The organism is Planctomycetia bacterium (assembly GCA_034440135.1).
Taxonomy (GTDB): Bacteria; Planctomycetota; Planctomycetia; order Pirellulales; family JALHLM01; genus JALHLM01.
This window is the reverse complement of sequence record JAWXBP010000482.1, coordinates 1-17,291: the sequence shown is the minus strand read 5'-3', so window position 1 is coordinate 17,291 and position 17,291 is coordinate 1. Positions and strand designations below refer to the sequence as shown.

The following is a 17,291-nucleotide window of genomic DNA, read 5'->3' as shown; positions in this document are numbered from 1 at the left end:
TATCCACGCTGCCGATCGACTTCATGCGCTTCTTGCCTTCTTTTTGTTTCGCCCAGAGTTTGCGCTTGCGGGTGATGTCGCCGCCGTAGCATTTGGCGGTGACGTTTTTGCGCATCGCGGAGATCGTTTCCCGGGCGATGATGCGGCTGCCGACGGCGGCTTGGATGGCGACTTCGAACATGTGGCGGTCGATTTCGGCTTTGAGTTTTTTCGCGATGGCGCGGCCGCGGCGGTCGGCGTCGCGTTTGTCGCAGATGATCGAGAGGGCGTCGACGCGGTTGCCGTTGACCAGGATGTCGAGGCGCACCAGGTCGGCCGGGAAATAGCCGACCAACTCGTAGTCCATCGTGCCGTACCCGCGCGTGATGCTCTTGAGCCGGTCGTGCATGTCGTAAATCACTTCCGCCAGCGGCAGGTCGTAGACGAGCATCGCGCGCGTCGGCGAAAGATACTCTGTGCGGACGTACACGCCGCGGCGGTCGGAACAAAGCTGCATCATCGGGCCGATGTATTCGGCCGGCAGCAGGAAGTTGACTTTGACGATCGGCTGGCGGAACTCCTCGATCACCCCGACGTCGGGCACGCGCTGCGGATTGTAAATGCGCAATGTCTCGCCGTTGCGGGTGAGAATTTCGTAGGTCACGTTCGGCGCCGTCTGCACCAGGTCGAGATCAGCTTCTTGTTCCAGCCGTTGTTGGATGATCTCCATGTGCAACAGGCCGAGGAAGCCGCAACGGAACCCGAAGCCGAGGGCGTCGCTGGTTTCCGGCTCGAACTCGAAGCTGGGGTCATTGATGCTGAGCTTGGTGAGCGAATCGCGCAGTTCTTCGAAATCCTGCCCGTCCGAGGGATATAGTCCGCAGTAGACCATTCGCTTCGGGGCTTGATAGCCAGGGAGCGGTAGCGCGGCGGCGTCGCCGGGGACGGAGACCGTATCGCCGACGTGGACTTGCTTGATGTCCTTGATGTTGCAGATCAGGTAACCGACTTGCCCCGCTTGCAGTTGTTCGCAAGGACGACGGAGCGGCACGAATTGCCCCAGCTCCAGCACTTCATGCGTGGCGCCGGTTTTGAGGAAGCGAATCTTCTGCCCCTTCTTGACGACGCCGTTCATCAAGCGGACATACGTGATCGCGCCGCGGAATTCGTCGTAGTGCGAGTCGAACACCATCGCCTGGAGCGGCGCGTTGGGGTCGCCGTCCGGCGGCGGAATCTGCGCGACGATGGCCTTCAACAAATCAGGCACGCCGATGCCGGTCTTGCCGCTCACGGCGACGACGTCGTCCGGCTCGATGCCGAGCACTTGCTGCATCTCTTCCTTGACTTCATCCGGCCGCGCGTGAACGAGGTCGATCTTGTTGAGCACCGGCACGATGCGGAGATTGTGCTCCATCGCGGCGTAGGCATTGGCCACGGTTTGCGCTTCGACCCCTTGGAAGGCGTCGACCAGCAGCAGCGCGCCTTCACAGCAGGCGAGAGAGCGCGAAACTTCGTAGTGGAAATCGACGTGGCCGGGCGTGTCGATCAGGTTCAATTCGTAGCGCGTGCCGTCGAGCATGTACGACATCGCCACGGCGCGGGCTTTGATCGTGATGCCGCGCTGGCGCTCCAACTCCATGTCATCGAGCAATTGCTCGCGGAGCTCGCGCTTTTGAACCGTCCCCGTGGTTTCGATCAACCGATCGGCGAGCGTACTCTTGCCATGGTCGATATGGGCGATGATGGAGAAATTGCGGATATGCTGACAGCTAGGATGCGGCAAGGACGTCGGAGCCTCGGGGGAGATTTACTGGTTCCGGCGCACGATAGTGTGCGAAGGATGAACTCGGAACGCGAAATTCGGAACGTGGGAAGCAGGCTCGTTCCGCGTTCCGAATTTCGGCTTCATCCTTTTTCCCTATGATAATCCGCCCGCGCGATTCCGGCTGCGCCGATGAAGCCGGCGTCGCCGCCGAGGCGGGCGTAGTCGATGACGGTTTTTTGGGCGGGAATGGGGAACGCCCGCTCGTCGACTTCCTGTTTGACGCGATTCAGGAACCGTCGGCCGAGCTCGGTCTCGTGGCCGCCGAAGGTCATCGCGCCGCCGAGCACCACGCCGTCCGGATCGATGGTGTGCATCAGGCTCACCACGCCCACGCCGAGGTACATGGCGGTTTCCATGATGAGTTCTTCAGCGAGTGAATCGCCGGTTTCGGCCGCCATGCCGATCAGGATCGGCGTAAGTTTTTCGCCGTTGTCTAACCGATGGCTCAGGGAACTCTTGCGCCCGCTATCGAGGGCTTCTTGCGTCCGTTTCATGAGCGCCGTGGCGCTGGCGTAACCTTCGAGATGCCCCTTGCGGCCGCAATTGCAGACCCGGGCGTCCGCCTGGTAGTCGATGATGATGTGCCCGCACTCGGCGCCGTGGCTGTGCTCGCCGTCGAGCGAGAAGTTGTTGACGATGATCCCGCCGCCGATGCCGGTGCCGAGCGTCAGCAGGACCATGCTGCGGAAATCTTCGCCGGAGCCGACCCAGAACTCGCCGTAAGCGGCCGCTCCGCCGTCATTGGCAAAGGAGACCGGCAGCCCGCTGTAGTAGCTGACGCGGTCGCGGATCGGAAAATTGTCCCAGCCGGGCAGATTGGGCGGTTCGAGCAGCTTGCCGGCGGGAATGTCCATCGTGCCAGGGCTGCCGAGCCCGGCGCGGACCACGCGCTCCCGTTCGGCGCCGGCCTGCTTAATGGCTTCCAGGACCGCTTCGCCCATACGCTTCGCGGCGTCTTCCGGCCCAGTACGGGGATCCGTCGGCACGCTGACCCAGGACATTGGCCGGCCCAGGTCGTCGACGAGGCCAGCTTTGATGTTCGTCCCGCCCAGGTCGACGCCGGCAAAAAACGGCGGCTTGGCGGCCGTGGCGGAAATGAGTTGGCGGGTGGACATGACCGTATTTCAAGCGGAGCAGGAGCGGCAACCAGGGGCAAACGCCGATCGCTCGAATATACGGGAGTGGGAAGCGGGGGGCAATTGAGCGGCGGAGGGGCCGAGCGAGCGGTTACTTGTGGCCGGTGAATTTGTCGTAGTCGGCGTGGGTGCCTATCCAGTACCAGACGTTCTGTTCTTCGACGATGTAATAAATGGCGCGATAGCTTCGAGTGACTGAAACGGAAAAACTGCCGGCCCTGTGACGACCGCGGTCATTGTCCTTCAGGGCGTGATGTCTCAACGCCAAGTGCGAAGCGTCGGCGACAAACCGCTGAAACGCTTCGCGGGCGTGATCTTGGATGTGCGCCGGCAATGCAGCGAACAGCTTCTTAAACTCTGGTGCGCGTCGGTTACGGCGTCCACTCATCCGTGTCCCCTGCGTGGTACGCTTCGATCGCTTGATCGCGCAGCACGGCAATCTCGCCGGTGACCTCGTCGTTTTCTTCGACGATTGATCGAATCTGCCTCAAGCACTCACGAAAATCGTGAAGATTCGCGGGCGCTAAGCCACGACCGGCGAGCGACTCAATCCAAGCGTCGGCGGCAGCGCCGGACTTGAGCCACCGCTGCGCCATTTCGTCAAACGAGGCGTCGAACGACGAATCGTACTCAAGAGCGCCAGAAAAGACTGCTTTACGGTACTGTTCGTCCGCGCGAATCAGCCAGTGAAATGCGTCGATGCCAAGTTGTAGAAAGCTCTCGCACTCGGCGGCCTCCATTGTCGCCGCGGCTGTCAAAGTCGACTTGTTCCGATTCTCATCCGGATTTTCGCCGACCGACGCAAACGCGCGAATTTGATCACTGGCGGTGCGGTAAGCGAGGTAGTCAGTCAACATACGAAGGTCGGCAATGTGAGACGATGGACTGTACCTTTATGATAGCATCCTGCGGTTGGCGAAGCCAGTTTCGGACCGAAGGTGCCTTGCCGCGCGAGACCAACCCTCATTCCTCGCCTTGAAACCTTCCGTGCCGCAGGAACCGCGTCGTGTATTGCAATACGTCGTCGTGATAGACGAGCAAAGAATGCGTACAAGAGACGACCGCAAAGTCGGCTGCGCCGTCGAGGCGGGTTTCGTCGACCGAGAGCGTGCCGTCGTCGTCGCCGTCGATGGTGAGGTTGAAGCCGGATTGATTGCCGAGGCCGCCGGCGATGATGCCGAACTCGCCGGGGGGCACGGCGAGCGTGGCTTCGAGTTCTTTCCAGTGGGGGCCCATTTCTTTCACCGTGGGTCCGAGCGTGTTGACGAATAGTTGACTCTCCGCCCAGAACTTGGCGCGCTCGGAACCATGATTGGGCGGCGCCAGCATCACCATGCGGCCGATGCGATCGCGCGTTCGACGATCTCGCTTGTCCGCGGCGAGGTCGGCGAAGTAGCGGCGCGTGACGAGATTGCCCAAGCTGTGCGCGACGAAGTGCAGCTTCTCTGCTTCGTCGAAGCTGCTCACGATCTTCGCTAGCGTTTCGGCGTGATCGGCGACCGTGCCGGACGTGGTGGAGTAGCCGACGTCGACCACCGTGAAGCCGGACTCGCGGAGGTGCTTGACCAGCGACTGCATCGCCCAGCGCCCGCTGCCGAGTCCGTGCAGCACGATCACCACTTCTCCGCGCGCGGGCTTCGCGTCGCCATTTTCGCAGGCCGTGTCGAGGCGACGCTGGCAAACGGATTGAACGCCCCAGGCTTGCCGGCGCTCGTCGTTATCCAGCAGCCGGTAGTGCCCGGTGAGGACGTTCTGCTGAATGCGCCAGCCGCCGATGATCTGCGTGTCGTTCCAATGCTGAAGGCCGCCGAACGTCGGCACGGGCAGTTTCGGCAACTCGCCGCGCGCGGCCGCCAGGATTTCATCGGCGAGATCCTGGGCCGCTGGTTCGTCGCCACGCGACAGCGACGCCAACGAAACACATAGCGCCGCGCAGGCGAACCCGCACCGAAAGAATGTGACGTCCTGACACATCGAATCGGACTCCCGGTGCGACAATAGCTAGCCCCCGCTCAATCCCCGCGCAGTCGCAGTCCTTGGATCGTCAGCTTTTCGCGGACTTCCGTCAGGCTGGTGACACCGAAATTCTTGCACTCCAGCAATTCGTCGCCGGTGCGGCGCAGCAGGTCGCCGATGGTGACCACGCCGAGGCGGATCATGCACTTGCGGGCACGAACCGAGAGATTCAGATCAGAGATCGGCTTGTTGAGCACGACTTGCTCGTCGGCCGACATCACTTCCGGCTCGAAGGTGAATTCCGGCATCGGGCGTTCGTGAGCGAACTGACCCAGTTCCAGCCCCTTCGAGGCCATCATTTCCTTGATTTCGACCAACGAGGTTTCGCCGAAGTTCTTGCTGGCGAGCAACTCTTGCTCGGACGTGCGGGCTAGGTCGCCTAGGGTCAACAGACCCATCTTCTGCAAGCAATTGCGGCTGCGCACCGAGAGCTCGAAATCGGTGACCGGAATGCTCAGCACCTGGCTCATGCGGTCGCGGCGCTTCTGGGCGTCTTCGTCGAAGAACATGTCGCCGGAAGCACGCGCGTCTTTGTAGTACAGCCGGGCGCGCGGCTCATTGGGATGCGCTTCGAGAATGCGCTGGTAGCACTGCACGGCGCGATCGAAGCGCTGGCCGTCCTCGTACAGGACGCCCAAGTTCAGCAACGCCCCGATGTGGCTCGGGAAACGGGTGGCGGAGCGCTCGTAGAGCTTGAGCGCCTCGTCATCGTTGCCCCGGCGATCGTTTTCGAGCGCCAGGCCGAACAAGGCGCCGGCATGGGCCGGGTCGGATTCGACGGCCCGTTCATACAGCGCCACGACTTCCGAGGGATTGTTCCCCAGGGCCGCGACGGTCGCGCCCCGTTGATACAGGTATTCGGCGGTCTGTTCGATAGCGCCGGACAAGCTGTCCAGGGTCGTCATGGCGTCTTGGTGGCGGCCTGCCTGGCGCAGCGCCTCGACCTTGGCCAACGTGGCGAGGCCCACGTCGTAGCCTCCCTTGGAGGCCTTTTGGTAGGCCTCGATGGCGTCGTTGTATTGGCCCTGTGAGGCGCGAGTGCGGCCCAGGTAGAACTGTGCCAACGCGCCGCCGTCGGCGGTGCTCAGCGTCTCCGCGGCGCTGCGGTAGCGACCGAGCAGGTAATAGCAGACCCCCAGCCGGACCTTGCTGGCCGGGGTCGCCTCGCGAACTTCCAGCTCCTGCACGGCCTCGCGCAGCACCCGGTAGTTGGCAAAATCAGCGGAGATCGTGGCCGTGATCTGCTGGATTTCCTGAGGGCCGAACACCGAACCGTCAAGCACAATTCCCTTGAGATCCGTCTGTAGTGCGACCTGCATGGACACGATTCCCCCTGACTGCGATTACCAATGGAAAATGCCCCACGACCGCGCGGGCTTCCTCGCCCCAGCCGCCGAGCCAATAGAAGCGGGTCAAAACGCCGTAAGTCCTTTGCCAGCGGACCCGAAACCAATCGGGTCATGCTATCCGCGCAGGGAAATCCTGTCAACCGGCCGCCGATCGTCCCGCCTCAATCACATTGCAGTGATGTGCTGTAAGACGTGCCGATTGTTGCGCTTACGGCGATGCGGCGCACGAATCTGCACGCCAGAAACTGACTTTGTTCTGGCTACCAGAGGGGGGACTGATAGAATGGAGGAGCTGATCTACCCGTTGCTTGGGTTGGCGTTCCCTGCGCCAAGTGTCGTTAATTGTCGGGTTGCTGATCGATGTCGTTAATCATTCTACGGAGCCTGTTCTTAATCGTGGCCGCGGCGGTCGGCGTGACGATCCTTCGCTCCGGCGTGCTTCCGGAAGAAAACCTGTGGTTGCCCTGGCTCATGTTCCTGGGGGTCATCGGATTGGCGGGCGCCGTCATCGCAGCCGACATCTTCATCCGGACCAAACAACTCGACATCATTTCGTCCGTCTACTTCGGTCTGATTGTGGGCCTGTTCTTGGCCTATGTGGGAGGCTTCGCGCTGACGCCGTTGCAGCTCTCGGAAATGGTCCGCAACCAGGCTCAGCTCGTGCTGGCAATGATTACCTGCTACGTCTGCGTGAGCCTGTTGATCCAAACGCGACACGATTTTCGCTTCTTGATTCCTTACGTGGAATTCTCAAAAGAAGTCAAGGGACTCAAACCGTTCGTGCTCGATACCAGCGTGGTCATCGACGGGCGCATCGCCGACGTGATCGAGGCGAAAGTGCTGGACAGCCAGTTGATCATGCCGCGCTTCGTCTTGGCGGAACTGCAATCGATCGCCGATAGCTCCGACAGGATGCGTCGCACGCGCGGCCGCCGGGGCCTGGACGTGCTGAACCGGTTGCGATCGAACACCGAGGTCGATTTCCAGATCTACGATCGGGAACTTCCGGAATTCGCCGGGCAACCGGTCGACCTCAAGTTGGTGCTGCTGGCCAAGCACTTGGACGGCAAGGTGGTAACCAACGATTACAACCTAAATAAGGTTGCGCGATTGCACGGCGTCGGCGTGATCAACTTGAATGATTTGGCGAACGCGTTGAAACCGATCTTCCTGCCCGGCGAGCATTTTGAAGTCCGGATTGTGAAGCCCGGGGAAGAGTTCGGACAGGGCATCGGCTATCTCGACGACGGCACGATGGTCGTGGTCGAGGCAGGTCGCGAAGCACTCAATCAAATGGTGCGGGTGGCCGTGACCAGCGTCCTGCAAACCAGCGCCGGCCGCATGGTGTTCGCTAAGCGCGAGTCCGGCGCCAAGACTTGACGGCCGACTCCAGCTTATTTTTTGCGCAGCGATACTATGAATTTCTGCAGCAGCTGTGAATCGTGGTTAAATTGCGCTCATTCAACACATGAAACTTCAGCGCCCGCAACCCAGATAGGGGGTTTAATCCTGCGCCCTTGATCTAAGATGGTGTGAGCGGAGTTGCGCGCAGCGTTTTGGATGCCTGGGGTTGGATTCGTTGCGTCGCAAGTTGGAACTCGACTGCTTTTCAGATGACACGCGTGGTGTATGATATGAAGGTGCTGTCGGGAGGGCTGTCGTCCGACCAGCAAACGGGGGAAAAATGTTAACGCGGATTCATTGGACCTCGAGACATTACGTCAAAGTACTGCTCTCGGTCCTAATGCTGTGGTCTACCGCTGGCGTGTTGAAGCTATCTTTGCAACACGCGTTAATCGGACTAGGTTCGACTCCCACGCATTGCCGGACCACTTGCCTTCCGATTCCGGAGCGCAACCTAGGCGGCGCTTCAGAATTCATAGCCTGGCCGTTTGATCGCGCGGCGCGCGGCGCGGAGCCGGAAAAGGCGGAAACCAAGCCTGTGGAAGACGGGCCGCTGTTCGACGGCAAGTCGCTCGACGGTTGGAAGGAATCTGAATTCGCCGGACAAGGCAGCGTCGAAGTCGCTGACGGCCAAATCGTGCTCGGCGTCGGTCAAGACATGACCGGCATCACTTGGGACGGCGGCGAACTGCCGCGCACCAATTATGAAATCGAACTTGAGGCGATGCGCGTCGACGGCGCCGATTTCTTCTGCGGGCTGACGTTTCCGGTCGGCGAAGTTCCGTGCTCTTTGATCGTCGGCGGTTGGGGCGGCACCATCGTCGGTTTGTCCAGTATCGATCGCTTCGACGCCTCGATGAATGAGACGACGAAGTTTATGAGCTTTGACAAAAACAAATGGTACAAGATTCGACTCCGCGTTACGCCGGAGCGGATCGCGGCCTGGATCGACGACGAGCAGGTCGTCGATTTCGAGATCAAGTCGCACAAGATTTCGATTCGCGTGGAAGTTCAAGCCAGCGAGCCCTTGGGCATCGCCTCTTGGCAAACGTCGGCCGCCTTGCGGAACATCCGCTTGCGCCGATTGGACGCGGCGCAAACTGCGCCAGCCTCGGAAGGGCAGGTTCCGGCGCGCGAATGAGCGTTGAGGGCGGTCAGGCGCGTCGCCTGGCCGAGACGTTTCCGTTGCGAGAACGCGGCCGATACCGTACCGCCTAGCGCGGCACTCGCATTGATAGACAACCAAGGATACTTATCTTCATGGCCAAGTCGCTTGATCAATTGTCGGAACTCGTTCGCCACACCGAAGCCCGTTGCAGCGCGGATCGTCTGAATCGCCAGCTAGCCGAAACCACGCAACGACTATCGACGGCGCAAGAGGCTTATCGCGTGGCCTCGGAGCGATCCCAGCAAATCAAGCGCGTCCGGCAACCACAATTGGACGAGTGCGCCATTGACGACGCCAAGTTGAACGAACTGTTGCCGAAGATCGCCCAGCTCAAGAACCATCTTGAATCCTGGGAACAAGCGCAAAAGCTGGTCGCCGATTCCCGTGCCGAGATCGCGCAGCGCCGCCGCGATGCGGAGCAGGAATTGCAAGGCGTGCTCCAAGAAGAAGAGGAGACGCGCAAAGTGCTGGTCGAGGCGCGCAAGGCATACGAGGAAGTTCGCACCGAGATCGAGCGCTTGCAGCCGGACGCCGACGCGACGCTGTCCGAAGGGGACCGGCTGTTGAAGATGAGCGCGACCTTCTTTCCGGAAGGCCAGCTCGAAGCCCTCGAAAAGGAAGTCGATCTCGTCTCCACGCACTTCGACATGCTCTCGCGCGAAGAGCAGATGTCGCAACTGATGGTCTGGGTCGGTCGCGTGCGATTGCTGCAGACCAAGGAGCTGACCGAGGAACTGCACGCGCAAAGCCGGCGCGTGTTTCGCAAGCTGGTCGGCATCTCGAAGGAACACGAGCCGGGCTTCATCGAAGCGTTCCAGCCCACTTTCAAGACGAATTGGGACACCTACATTCGCGACGCCGAGGAGCGGGTCAAATCCTCGGCGGAAGCGAGGCATCGGCGCGCCGACCAGGAACGCTCAATGCGCGATCGACAACTGCAAGAAGAAGAACGCCGCCGCGCCGCGCGGGAAACAGGTCGCCAATTGATCGACGAGCTGCGGGCCGCGATCTCGCACTTCAACCTGCCGGAAGAAGGCGCCGAGGAATTCCGCGAACTGGTCTCACAAGCCATCGCCGTCTGCGGTTCGTCGGACGAAGAAGTCCTGGAACTTGTGATGCCGTACAAAGAACTAATCAACGAAGGCGCCGACTTCCGCGCGTTGCGACGCAACCTGGAGCGACTGCAAGAGGCGGGCGCCGACAAGGACAAGCCGCTCATCGACAGTTGCGCCGACGTGCGCACGTTCACCCAAGGCATGACCGCGCTGATGATTGGCGGCGTCGCCCGCGAGGATGTGCGCCGGCAATTGCAGCGGGTCTTCGATTTCGACGAGTTGGATTGGCAGACGTATGAGTCGTCTCGCCCCGCGATTCTCGACTCGCTCGAGCAACGCATTCGCAACCGAGGCTTGCACCTGCTGTTGTTGATTCGCACGCTGATCGGACACGACGTGCAACAGCGCCTGCGCCCGTTGTGCGAGCAGTTCGAGATCCCCTGCCTGCTCGTCGAACACGGTTATGGCGCCAGTCAAATCGCGCAAACCATTCGTAAGCACTTGACTTCGAACGCCGAACGCGAGTAGACCGACGCAGGCGTCGGGCGGCCTGGCTACCCGCGCCGATACTTCACGATACACCACAGGGCGCGGAATCCGTCGCGCCAGGTGATCTTCTTTCCTTCCGCGTAAGTGCGGCCAGCGTAGCTGATCGGGCGCTCGTGGACGCGGATCTCTGGCAGCGCGGCCACTTTGGCGGTGATCTCCGGTTCGAAGCCGAAGCGATTCTCGCGCAGCCGCGGAGCGATCCGCTGAATTACGTCGCGCCGAAAGAGCTTGTAGCACGTCTCCATGTCCGACAGATTCAGATTCGTGAACGCGTTGGAGAGCAGCGTCAACACGCGATTGCCGACGTAGTGCCAGAAGTACAGTACGCGCTGGTTGTCGCCGCGAAAGCGACTGCCGAACACCACGTCCGCCTGGCCCTCGATGATCGGCTGCGCCAGCCGCGGCAATTCGCTGGGGTCGTACTCCAAGTCCGCGTCCTGCACTGCTACGATATCGCCGGTGGAAGCCGCGAAGCCTGCGCGGAGCGCCGCGCCCTTGCCTTGGTTGCGCGGTTGCAAGACGATCGTGAAACCCGGCTCGGAGCGCCATTGCTCCAGCAGCTCGCGACTGCCGTCGGTGCTGCCGTCGTCGACCAGTACGATTTGCGTCGGCAATCCGCATTGCCGCACGCGCTCGACGATTTTCGCCAGCGTCGCAATCTCGTTGTAGACGGGAATCACGACGGATAGGCGAAAGCCCGCCGGGATTCTATAGATTCCCAACTGCCGGCACGACGCGACGCCCAACAGCGATTCGCAGAGCGCGATCCGATCGAGATGTTCGTCGCCGGCGAGCATCTCGGCCAAGCGCCGCGCGACGTCGGTTTCTTCCTCGGACGCGGACGGCGTAGGCAATGGCTCGGGCATGCGACAAGAACTCAGTGCTGCGGATCAGACCCAGATCAAGGTTATGGTAAGCGCGAACGGCGTCGCCGATCAAGATGCAATGCTAGCAACGCTTTGCTGGCGCCATTCCGCGCGAGAAAAAAAAGTCGTCGCCGGGTTGCTTGACAATCGCAAGCCAATTCGCACAATGTCCGCTGCCACATGTCGTGTGGAAGCCAGTGAAAGTCGACATCGTCTTGTCGGCTTCGCGGCGCGCGGGCAACCTCGGCCCGTTTGAGTGCGACTCGCAACGCCCGGCGCGGAAACTTCGCGCTGAGATTGCGCGCCGGCAGGATTTGAATGAAGATGATGTCGCCTTGACATCGTGTTGATTTGCTGTGGGGGGCGGCGACAGTAAGGATCGACTGTCGGCGACTGGTTCGTGGCCTGGAAGTCCCCGCCAACAGCATTTCGGCCCGTCCGTCAGGGCTTGCTAGACGTCGCGGGGCGTCGACGCGATCCATTGAGATGGAACGTCGACGCCCCGTTTCGTTTTCCGGGTCCGTGAATTGTCACGAACATGCCTCGCGCGCTGTTAGCACTGGGAGCCAATCAAGGCGATCGCGCCGCGACGCTTGCGGCGGCCCTCGAATCGCTCGCGAGTCAGTCGGAGATCCGTGAAATCTCGCGGTCAAGTTGGCGCGAAACTGCGCCGATCGGAGGGCCGAGCGCTCAAACGGCATTTCTCAACGGCGCTTCCCTGATCGAAACGTCGTTGTCGCCTCACGATCTGTGGAAGCGGCTCGCCGACACGGAAACTGACTTTGGGCGTCGGCGTACGGAACATTGGGGGGCGCGGACATTGGATCTCGATCTGCTGCTCTATGAGGAGCAAGTCGTCGATGACGACGTGCTAACCGTGCCGCACCCTCTCTTCGCGCTCCGCCGCTTCGTGCTGGAACCCGCGGCGGAAATCGCCGGTTCGATGCTGCATCCGACGCTCGGCTGCACGATCGAGGAGATTTGGCGCCACGTGCAGGTCGCTCCACAGGAGGCGAAAATCATCGGCGGCTCGTCGGAAGATCGCGCGATGCTTGCCGCACGTATCGCGTTGCACGGCGAAGCGTGGCTTCTGACCAATCACGATGCGATTCACCCGCGGCTGACGATCGAACTGCATGACCTTGGTGACACGTCGCCCGACGAAAGGCGGCGCGTATTGACTCGTTGGGACGACGGGCTCGTGCTGCAAGCTGATACCAGAAATCTGAATGCGGCGGCTCGGGAAGCGGTGCTGGCAATGCAGGGGCTCGCGGATTGATCGCTCGGTCGAAATTGGAGACAGGCGACTCACTTCGCCAGACTGCCGTTTCGGCTAGCAACTTCCGCTCCCCCTCGCTGGCGGTGCGGGCTGGTGTTGCCGGACTTTACTTCGACGGCATTCGAAGCGACTTGGAAAGTCGTCCACAAATGGCGCAAACTCCGTAGCCGGTGGCTATAATCACGCCGGGGCCGCGTCCACCGGTTGAGCGTTTCGAGCACCATGCGACGATCCATTTTTGGCATTCTATTGGCCTGGTCTGCGGCGTCCACGTTCGCCATGGCGGACACGCCGATGTTTTCGTTTGCTCCTCCGGCGATAGCGGACCCTGCCGCGGAGGGGACCGATGGGTTTCGGTTCCGTCCTAACGTCGACATCGAGGTCACGGCGCTCGGCTACTTTGACCATCTGCAAAACGGCTTTCCCGTTTCGAAACAACATCCGGTAGCGCTCTACGATTTCGCTACGAAGCAACGGCTCGTGCGCGTCGTCGTCAACACGGCGAGCACCCTGGCAGGAATCTTTCGCTACACGGCGATCGAACCATTGCGACTGAACGCCGGCCAGAGCTACGTCGTTGCCGGCTACACGCCGCTCGTTCCATTGAATGCGGCGGAAATTCCACTTGATGAACTAGCGGTCGATTCCCACATCACCTACCAAGACTATCGCTTCGCGATCGGCGGGACAGACGTTGTTTTTCCAAACGAAGTCAATCCGCCGGCCTTCAGCGTGCCCTTCTTCGGCCCGAATCTGCTGCTTCGTACCGTTGCTGACGATCAGCCAGGCGACACGAACGGCGATGGCTCGGTCGACATTCAGGATTTGAACAATGTCCGCAATCAGTTTGGTGCGACGGGCAATCCAGTCCTCGGCGACACGGCGCCGTTCGACGGCGTCGTCAGCATCGACGATTTGAACGCTGTGCGCAATAACTTTGGCGCGGGATCGGGCAATGCCGTGCCGGAGCCGAGCGCTGTTTACTTGATGATCGGATGCGGCCTGGCGTCCTGCGTACTACTCGCCCGACGCGGCGCGATGCCGTAAACTCGGCGTCCATGGACGCCACCGCCGCCGTTCGACCCGCCTCGGGTTCCCCGTCGCTCTGCACCACGGTCGCGTTGGCGGCAATGGCCGGCGGGCTGGGTTGGGGGATTCGCGGTCAATATGGGCACGAAACCGGCGCGATGATTGCCGGTCTGCTTGTGAGTCTCACGTTGGTACTGTTGCACTGTCCCGGCGGAATCTCCTTGCGGCTCGCGCGCGCAGTCGCTTGGGGCACGATCGGCGTGGCCTTCGGCGGTTCGATGACCTATGGCCAAACGGTCGGTCTGACGCATGACGCGGCGCTGGTTGGCAATTGGGAAGCGCTGCGCTGGGGAATGCTCGGCCTCTCGCTCAAGGGCGCGCTCTGGATCGGCGGCTGCGGTTTGTTCCTCGGCATGGGCTTGAGCGGCAAGACGTACCGCGCCGTCGATTGGGCTTGGATCATGGCCGGCATGATCGGACTGGCGCTCGTCGGGATGCGCTACTTCAATGAGCCGTTCGATCCGGCCGCGCGCGTGCTACCGAGGGTTTATTTCTCCGCCGATTGGCGATTCCTGCCGGGCGCTGAACTGAAGCCGCGCCCCGAGGTCTGGGGCGGCATGTTGCTCGCGCTGGTTGGCGCCGTCTTGTATGTCGGCGTTGCTCGCGGCGATCGCCTGGCGCTACGCTTGGCCCTCTTCGCCATGCTCGGCGGCGCGATTGGTTTTCCGCTGGGGCAATGCATTCAAGCGTTTCATGCCTGGAATCCGCAATTGTTTCAAACGGGCATCGGCAAGTCGATCGATCCGATCAACTGGTGGAACTGCATGGAGACCACGTTCGGGGCAACTTGGGGCGGAGTGCTGGGATTGGGGGTATGGTTGAACCGCGCGCGGATTGCGCCGCTCAACGAGCCCGTGACCAGCACGATGCCGCTTTGGTTGGAATTCGTGCTCGTCGCGGTACACATCTTTTCGCTGGTGGCCGAAGAATTCGTCACGGTCGCGTGGTTCTCGCCGATCGCCGATCTCGCGTTGCCGATGGGCGTAATCCCTTTGATGGCCGTCGCCGGCGGTCGCCTTTGGCCGTACTTGATGGTGCTGCCGTTCACGCTGGGGCCGATCGCCGGCAAAACGCTGCGCGAATTGGCTTATGAAGATGGAAAGATTTCCGTCGGCGTGGGTTGGGCCGTGTACTTCGCGGCACCCATGGTGATCGCCACGGCCTTCGCGTTCTGGCAAGCGCAACCGGCCCGCGCGGCACAAACCGGTCGCCGATTCGCCGGCGGCACGCTGCTGTTCGTCACGTGGATGTACTACACGCTCAACCACTGCTTCTTCGAATTCCCGCTGCTGTGGCCGACTCACCAGCGCACGCCGAACGACCTGGTGTTCCTAGGCTGCGCGATCGGCCTGACCTGGGCGGCGTGGCGATTTCGCGACACGCCGCTGGAGTGCCGTACATAGTCTCCTTTCGCTCCGCGAAAGGGCGGGCTTTCGCGGAGCGAAAGCAGACACGGGCGCGCCCCAATTCATCCCGATTCGTGCCTCGTTCAATAGAGACAAAAAGCAACGCCGACCTGGCGAAAGGCTATATTCCGTTGGAAACCGAAATACCTGAGGTCATCGCCATCGATTCTTTATGAAATCTATCCTGCCACCCGCGTGGACGTTGCCGCAACAGATTCGCGACCGCTTGGGCGAAACCGCCGGACGCCAACGCGCCATGGAGGCCGAAGGGCATTTATTGCTGGTGCTGCACCAGCCCCCCACGGCCGCCGATCCGGAACGCGTCGGTCGCCTTTTTTGGCGCGATCCGACCGGGGCATGGAAATCGAACGCCTGCGGCGCGGGGATTCAGGGGCTCAAGTCGCACATCGACGAATTCGCCAACAAGATCGACAAATGGGAGGACGCGCTCCAAGTCGCCACGAGCGCTACGGCGTTCTATGGCATCCTGCGCGAATTGACGCCATTGGCGCGGACCGCGCGAAACCTGCATGCGGCATTGCAGCAAGGACGTGAACTCTGTCCTGATGATCGAGACTTGATCGCGCTGCGTGACCGCGCCGGTGAATTGGAACGCGCCGCGGAGTTGGCCCAACAGGATGCCCAGGCGTCGCTCGATTTCCAAGTGGCGTACCACCAGGAACTGGAATCGCAGCGAAGCTATGAGATGGCCGTGGCGACGCATCGACTCAATTTGCTCGTCGCGCTCTTCTTTCCGATCGCCACGCTCAGTTCCATTTTCGGCATGAACATGGCCCACGGCTTCGAGAGCGCCCCGTCGCCCGCAACCTTTTACGTCGTGCTGGGCGCAGGTCTCATCGCCGGATTGATTCTGGCGATCGGCGTTGGCCGGCGCCCGGCGCCGATTGGACAACAGGGACGCGCGAAACCAGCGCCGCCCCGACGCACATGACGCGGCGCGTAGCGATCCTCTGCGAGTTCGGCACGCTCAACGGCGGCGAGCATTCTCTCTTGGCCGTCTTGCCGAGGCTTATTGCCTGCGGCTGGACGCCGACCGTGTTCGGCCCTGCTTCCGGCGCACTCATGGCCACGCTCCGCGCGCGCGACATCGCCGTGGAACCGATCGAATATCGCGCCAGTGATGGCGGCGCTCGGCCGCGCAATCTGTTGCGCGAAGAAATTGCTGATCGCTTGCGAAGTCTCGAGCCTAGTTTGCTGCACGCGAATAGCCTATCGATGGGCCGGCTGTCCGGGCCGGTCGCCGAGGCGCTGGCATTGCCGAGCATCGCGCATCTCCGTGACATCGTCGGTCTGAGTAAGGCCGCCGTGGGCGATCTGAATCGTCATCGCCGCTTGCTCGCCGTCTCCGCGGCCACGCGTGAAGCGCATGTGCGGCAAGGATTGATCCCGGAACGAACCTGCGTGCTTTATAACGGCGTCGATGTGACAGAATTTCAACCTAGCGAACCGAACGGCTGGTTGCAGCGTGAATTGGGACTGCCGCACGACGCACAGTTGATCGGCTGCGTGGGACAGTTGATCTTGCGCAAAGGTCAGCACGTCCTGGCCGACGCGGCGGCGATGCTCGCGGATCGCTGGCCGACGTTGCAGTACGTCTTCGTCGGCACAAGACATTCCGAGAAAGAGGAAACCAGGCGGTTTGAGGAAAACCTCCGCAGCACGTTTTCCAGCGGCGCGCTCGCCAGCCGTGGACATTTTCTCGGCGTCCGCACCGACGTGCCTAGCTTGCTGCGCGAGCTGACGTTGTTGGCCCATCCGGCGCGGCAAGAGCCGTTCGGGCGCGTGCTGCTCGAAGCGGGCGCGAGCGGCTGTGCAATCGTCGCCACGGACGTCGGCGGGACGCGCGAGATCTTTGCGCCGGACAGCGAAGCGGCGGTGCTGATCGCGCCCGACGATCCGCGCGGACTTGCCGAGGCGATCGAAGAATTGCTGCTCCACCCGGAACGTCGTGCGGAGTTGGGCCAACGTGCTCGTCGCCGGATCGTGGATGCCTTCGGCGCGGAACGGTCTGCCGAAGGACTGCTGCGGCACTACAATGAAGTGTCTGACGCGAATGGCACTGTCGCTTGTCTCGCTTGATCTTACGACGAGTGGGCTTTTCCTGCGAGCAGTGTGGTGCGGGCTAGGTGGCGTGGCTGGGTCAGCAGTT

At 61.6% G+C, this 17,291-nt stretch carries 15 protein-coding genes; 8 read left to right on the top strand and 7 right to left on the bottom strand.

Annotated elements, in window-relative coordinates; all coding sequences use genetic code 11:
- The 6 genes from lepA to SGJ19_27530 all read right to left on the bottom strand — a co-directional run.
- Window positions 1-1,762: translation elongation factor 4 (gene lepA, locus SGJ19_27555; protein MDZ4784022.1), on the bottom strand; the 1,762-nt coding region annotated here is incomplete at its 3' end.
- 122 nt (window positions 1,763-1,884) lie between these two features.
- Entirely contained in the window at window positions 1,885-2,919 is a 1,035-nt protein-coding gene (locus SGJ19_27550) for an ROK family protein (GenBank protein ID MDZ4784021.1), read from the bottom strand.
- A gap of 112 nt (window positions 2,920-3,031) precedes the next feature.
- Window positions 3,032-3,328: a hypothetical protein gene (locus tag SGJ19_27545; GenBank protein ID MDZ4784020.1), complete on the bottom strand. Its 297-nt coding sequence runs from the start codon at window positions 3,326-3,328 to the stop codon at window positions 3,032-3,034.
- On the bottom strand, window positions 3,312-3,797 hold the full coding sequence (locus tag SGJ19_27540) for a hypothetical protein (protein MDZ4784019.1): 486 nt from the start codon (window positions 3,795-3,797) through the stop codon (window positions 3,312-3,314). The genes SGJ19_27545 and SGJ19_27540 overlap by 17 nt, the downstream gene beginning before the upstream one ends.
- Before the next feature lie 106 nt (window positions 3,798-3,903).
- Window positions 3,904-4,914 (bottom strand): alpha/beta fold hydrolase, encoded by a 1,011-nt coding sequence (locus SGJ19_27535; protein ID MDZ4784018.1) that lies wholly within the window; start codon window positions 4,912-4,914, stop codon window positions 3,904-3,906.
- Window positions 4,915-4,952: 38 nt separating this feature from the next.
- Window positions 4,953-6,275 (bottom strand): DNA-directed RNA polymerase subunit alpha C-terminal domain-containing protein, encoded by a 1,323-nt coding sequence (locus tag SGJ19_27530; protein MDZ4784017.1) that lies wholly within the window; start codon window positions 6,273-6,275, stop codon window positions 4,953-4,955.
- Window positions 6,276-6,665: 390 nt separating this feature from the next.
- On the opposite strand from SGJ19_27530, the gene SGJ19_27525 reads away from it, so the two are divergent.
- The 3 genes from SGJ19_27525 to SGJ19_27515 all read left to right on the top strand — a co-directional run bounded on the left by SGJ19_27525 (window position 6,666) and on the right by SGJ19_27515 (window position 10,460).
- Window positions 6,666-7,685, top strand: coding sequence for a PIN domain-containing protein (locus SGJ19_27525; GenBank protein ID MDZ4784016.1), 1,020 nt, complete (start codon window positions 6,666-6,668; stop codon window positions 7,683-7,685).
- 400 nt (window positions 7,686-8,085) lie between these two features.
- Window positions 8,086-8,850, top strand: a complete 765-nt coding sequence (locus SGJ19_27520; protein ID MDZ4784015.1) for a DUF1080 domain-containing protein — start codon at window positions 8,086-8,088, stop codon at window positions 8,848-8,850.
- A gap of 119 nt (window positions 8,851-8,969) precedes the next feature.
- The gene (locus SGJ19_27515) at window positions 8,970-10,460 is read left to right on the top strand and encodes a hypothetical protein (protein ID MDZ4784014.1); all 1,491 of its coding nucleotides are present in this window, start codon (window positions 8,970-8,972) and stop codon (window positions 10,458-10,460) included.
- Between the two features lie 26 nt (window positions 10,461-10,486).
- Here SGJ19_27515 and SGJ19_27510 read toward each other — a convergent pair whose 3' ends face one another.
- Window positions 10,487-11,347, bottom strand: a complete 861-nt coding sequence (locus tag SGJ19_27510) for a glycosyltransferase family 2 protein (protein MDZ4784013.1) — start codon at window positions 11,345-11,347, stop codon at window positions 10,487-10,489.
- Between the two features lie 538 nt (window positions 11,348-11,885).
- On the opposite strand from SGJ19_27510, the gene folK reads away from it, so the two are divergent.
- The 5 genes from folK to SGJ19_27485 all read left to right on the top strand — a co-directional run bounded on the left by folK (window position 11,886) and on the right by SGJ19_27485 (window position 17,221).
- Window positions 11,886-12,626: a 2-amino-4-hydroxy-6-hydroxymethyldihydropteridine diphosphokinase gene (folK, locus tag SGJ19_27505; GenBank protein ID MDZ4784012.1), complete on the top strand. Its 741-nt coding sequence runs from the start codon at window positions 11,886-11,888 to the stop codon at window positions 12,624-12,626.
- Window positions 12,627-12,848: 222 nt separating this feature from the next.
- On the top strand, window positions 12,849-13,673 hold the full coding sequence (locus SGJ19_27500) for a hypothetical protein (GenBank protein ID MDZ4784011.1): 825 nt from the start codon (window positions 12,849-12,851) through the stop codon (window positions 13,671-13,673).
- Between the two features lie 11 nt (window positions 13,674-13,684).
- The gene (locus tag SGJ19_27495; protein MDZ4784010.1) at window positions 13,685-15,118 is read left to right on the top strand and encodes a hypothetical protein; all 1,434 of its coding nucleotides are present in this window, start codon (window positions 13,685-13,687) and stop codon (window positions 15,116-15,118) included.
- Between the two features lie 175 nt (window positions 15,119-15,293).
- The gene (locus SGJ19_27490; GenBank protein MDZ4784009.1) at window positions 15,294-16,073 is read left to right on the top strand and encodes a CorA family divalent cation transporter; all 780 of its coding nucleotides are present in this window, start codon (window positions 15,294-15,296) and stop codon (window positions 16,071-16,073) included.
- Window positions 16,070-17,221 (top strand): glycosyltransferase family 4 protein, encoded by a 1,152-nt coding sequence (locus SGJ19_27485; GenBank protein ID MDZ4784008.1) that lies wholly within the window; start codon window positions 16,070-16,072, stop codon window positions 17,219-17,221. Before SGJ19_27490 ends, SGJ19_27485 begins: the two co-directional genes overlap by 4 nt.
- Window positions 17,222-17,291: the final 70 nt, after the last annotated feature.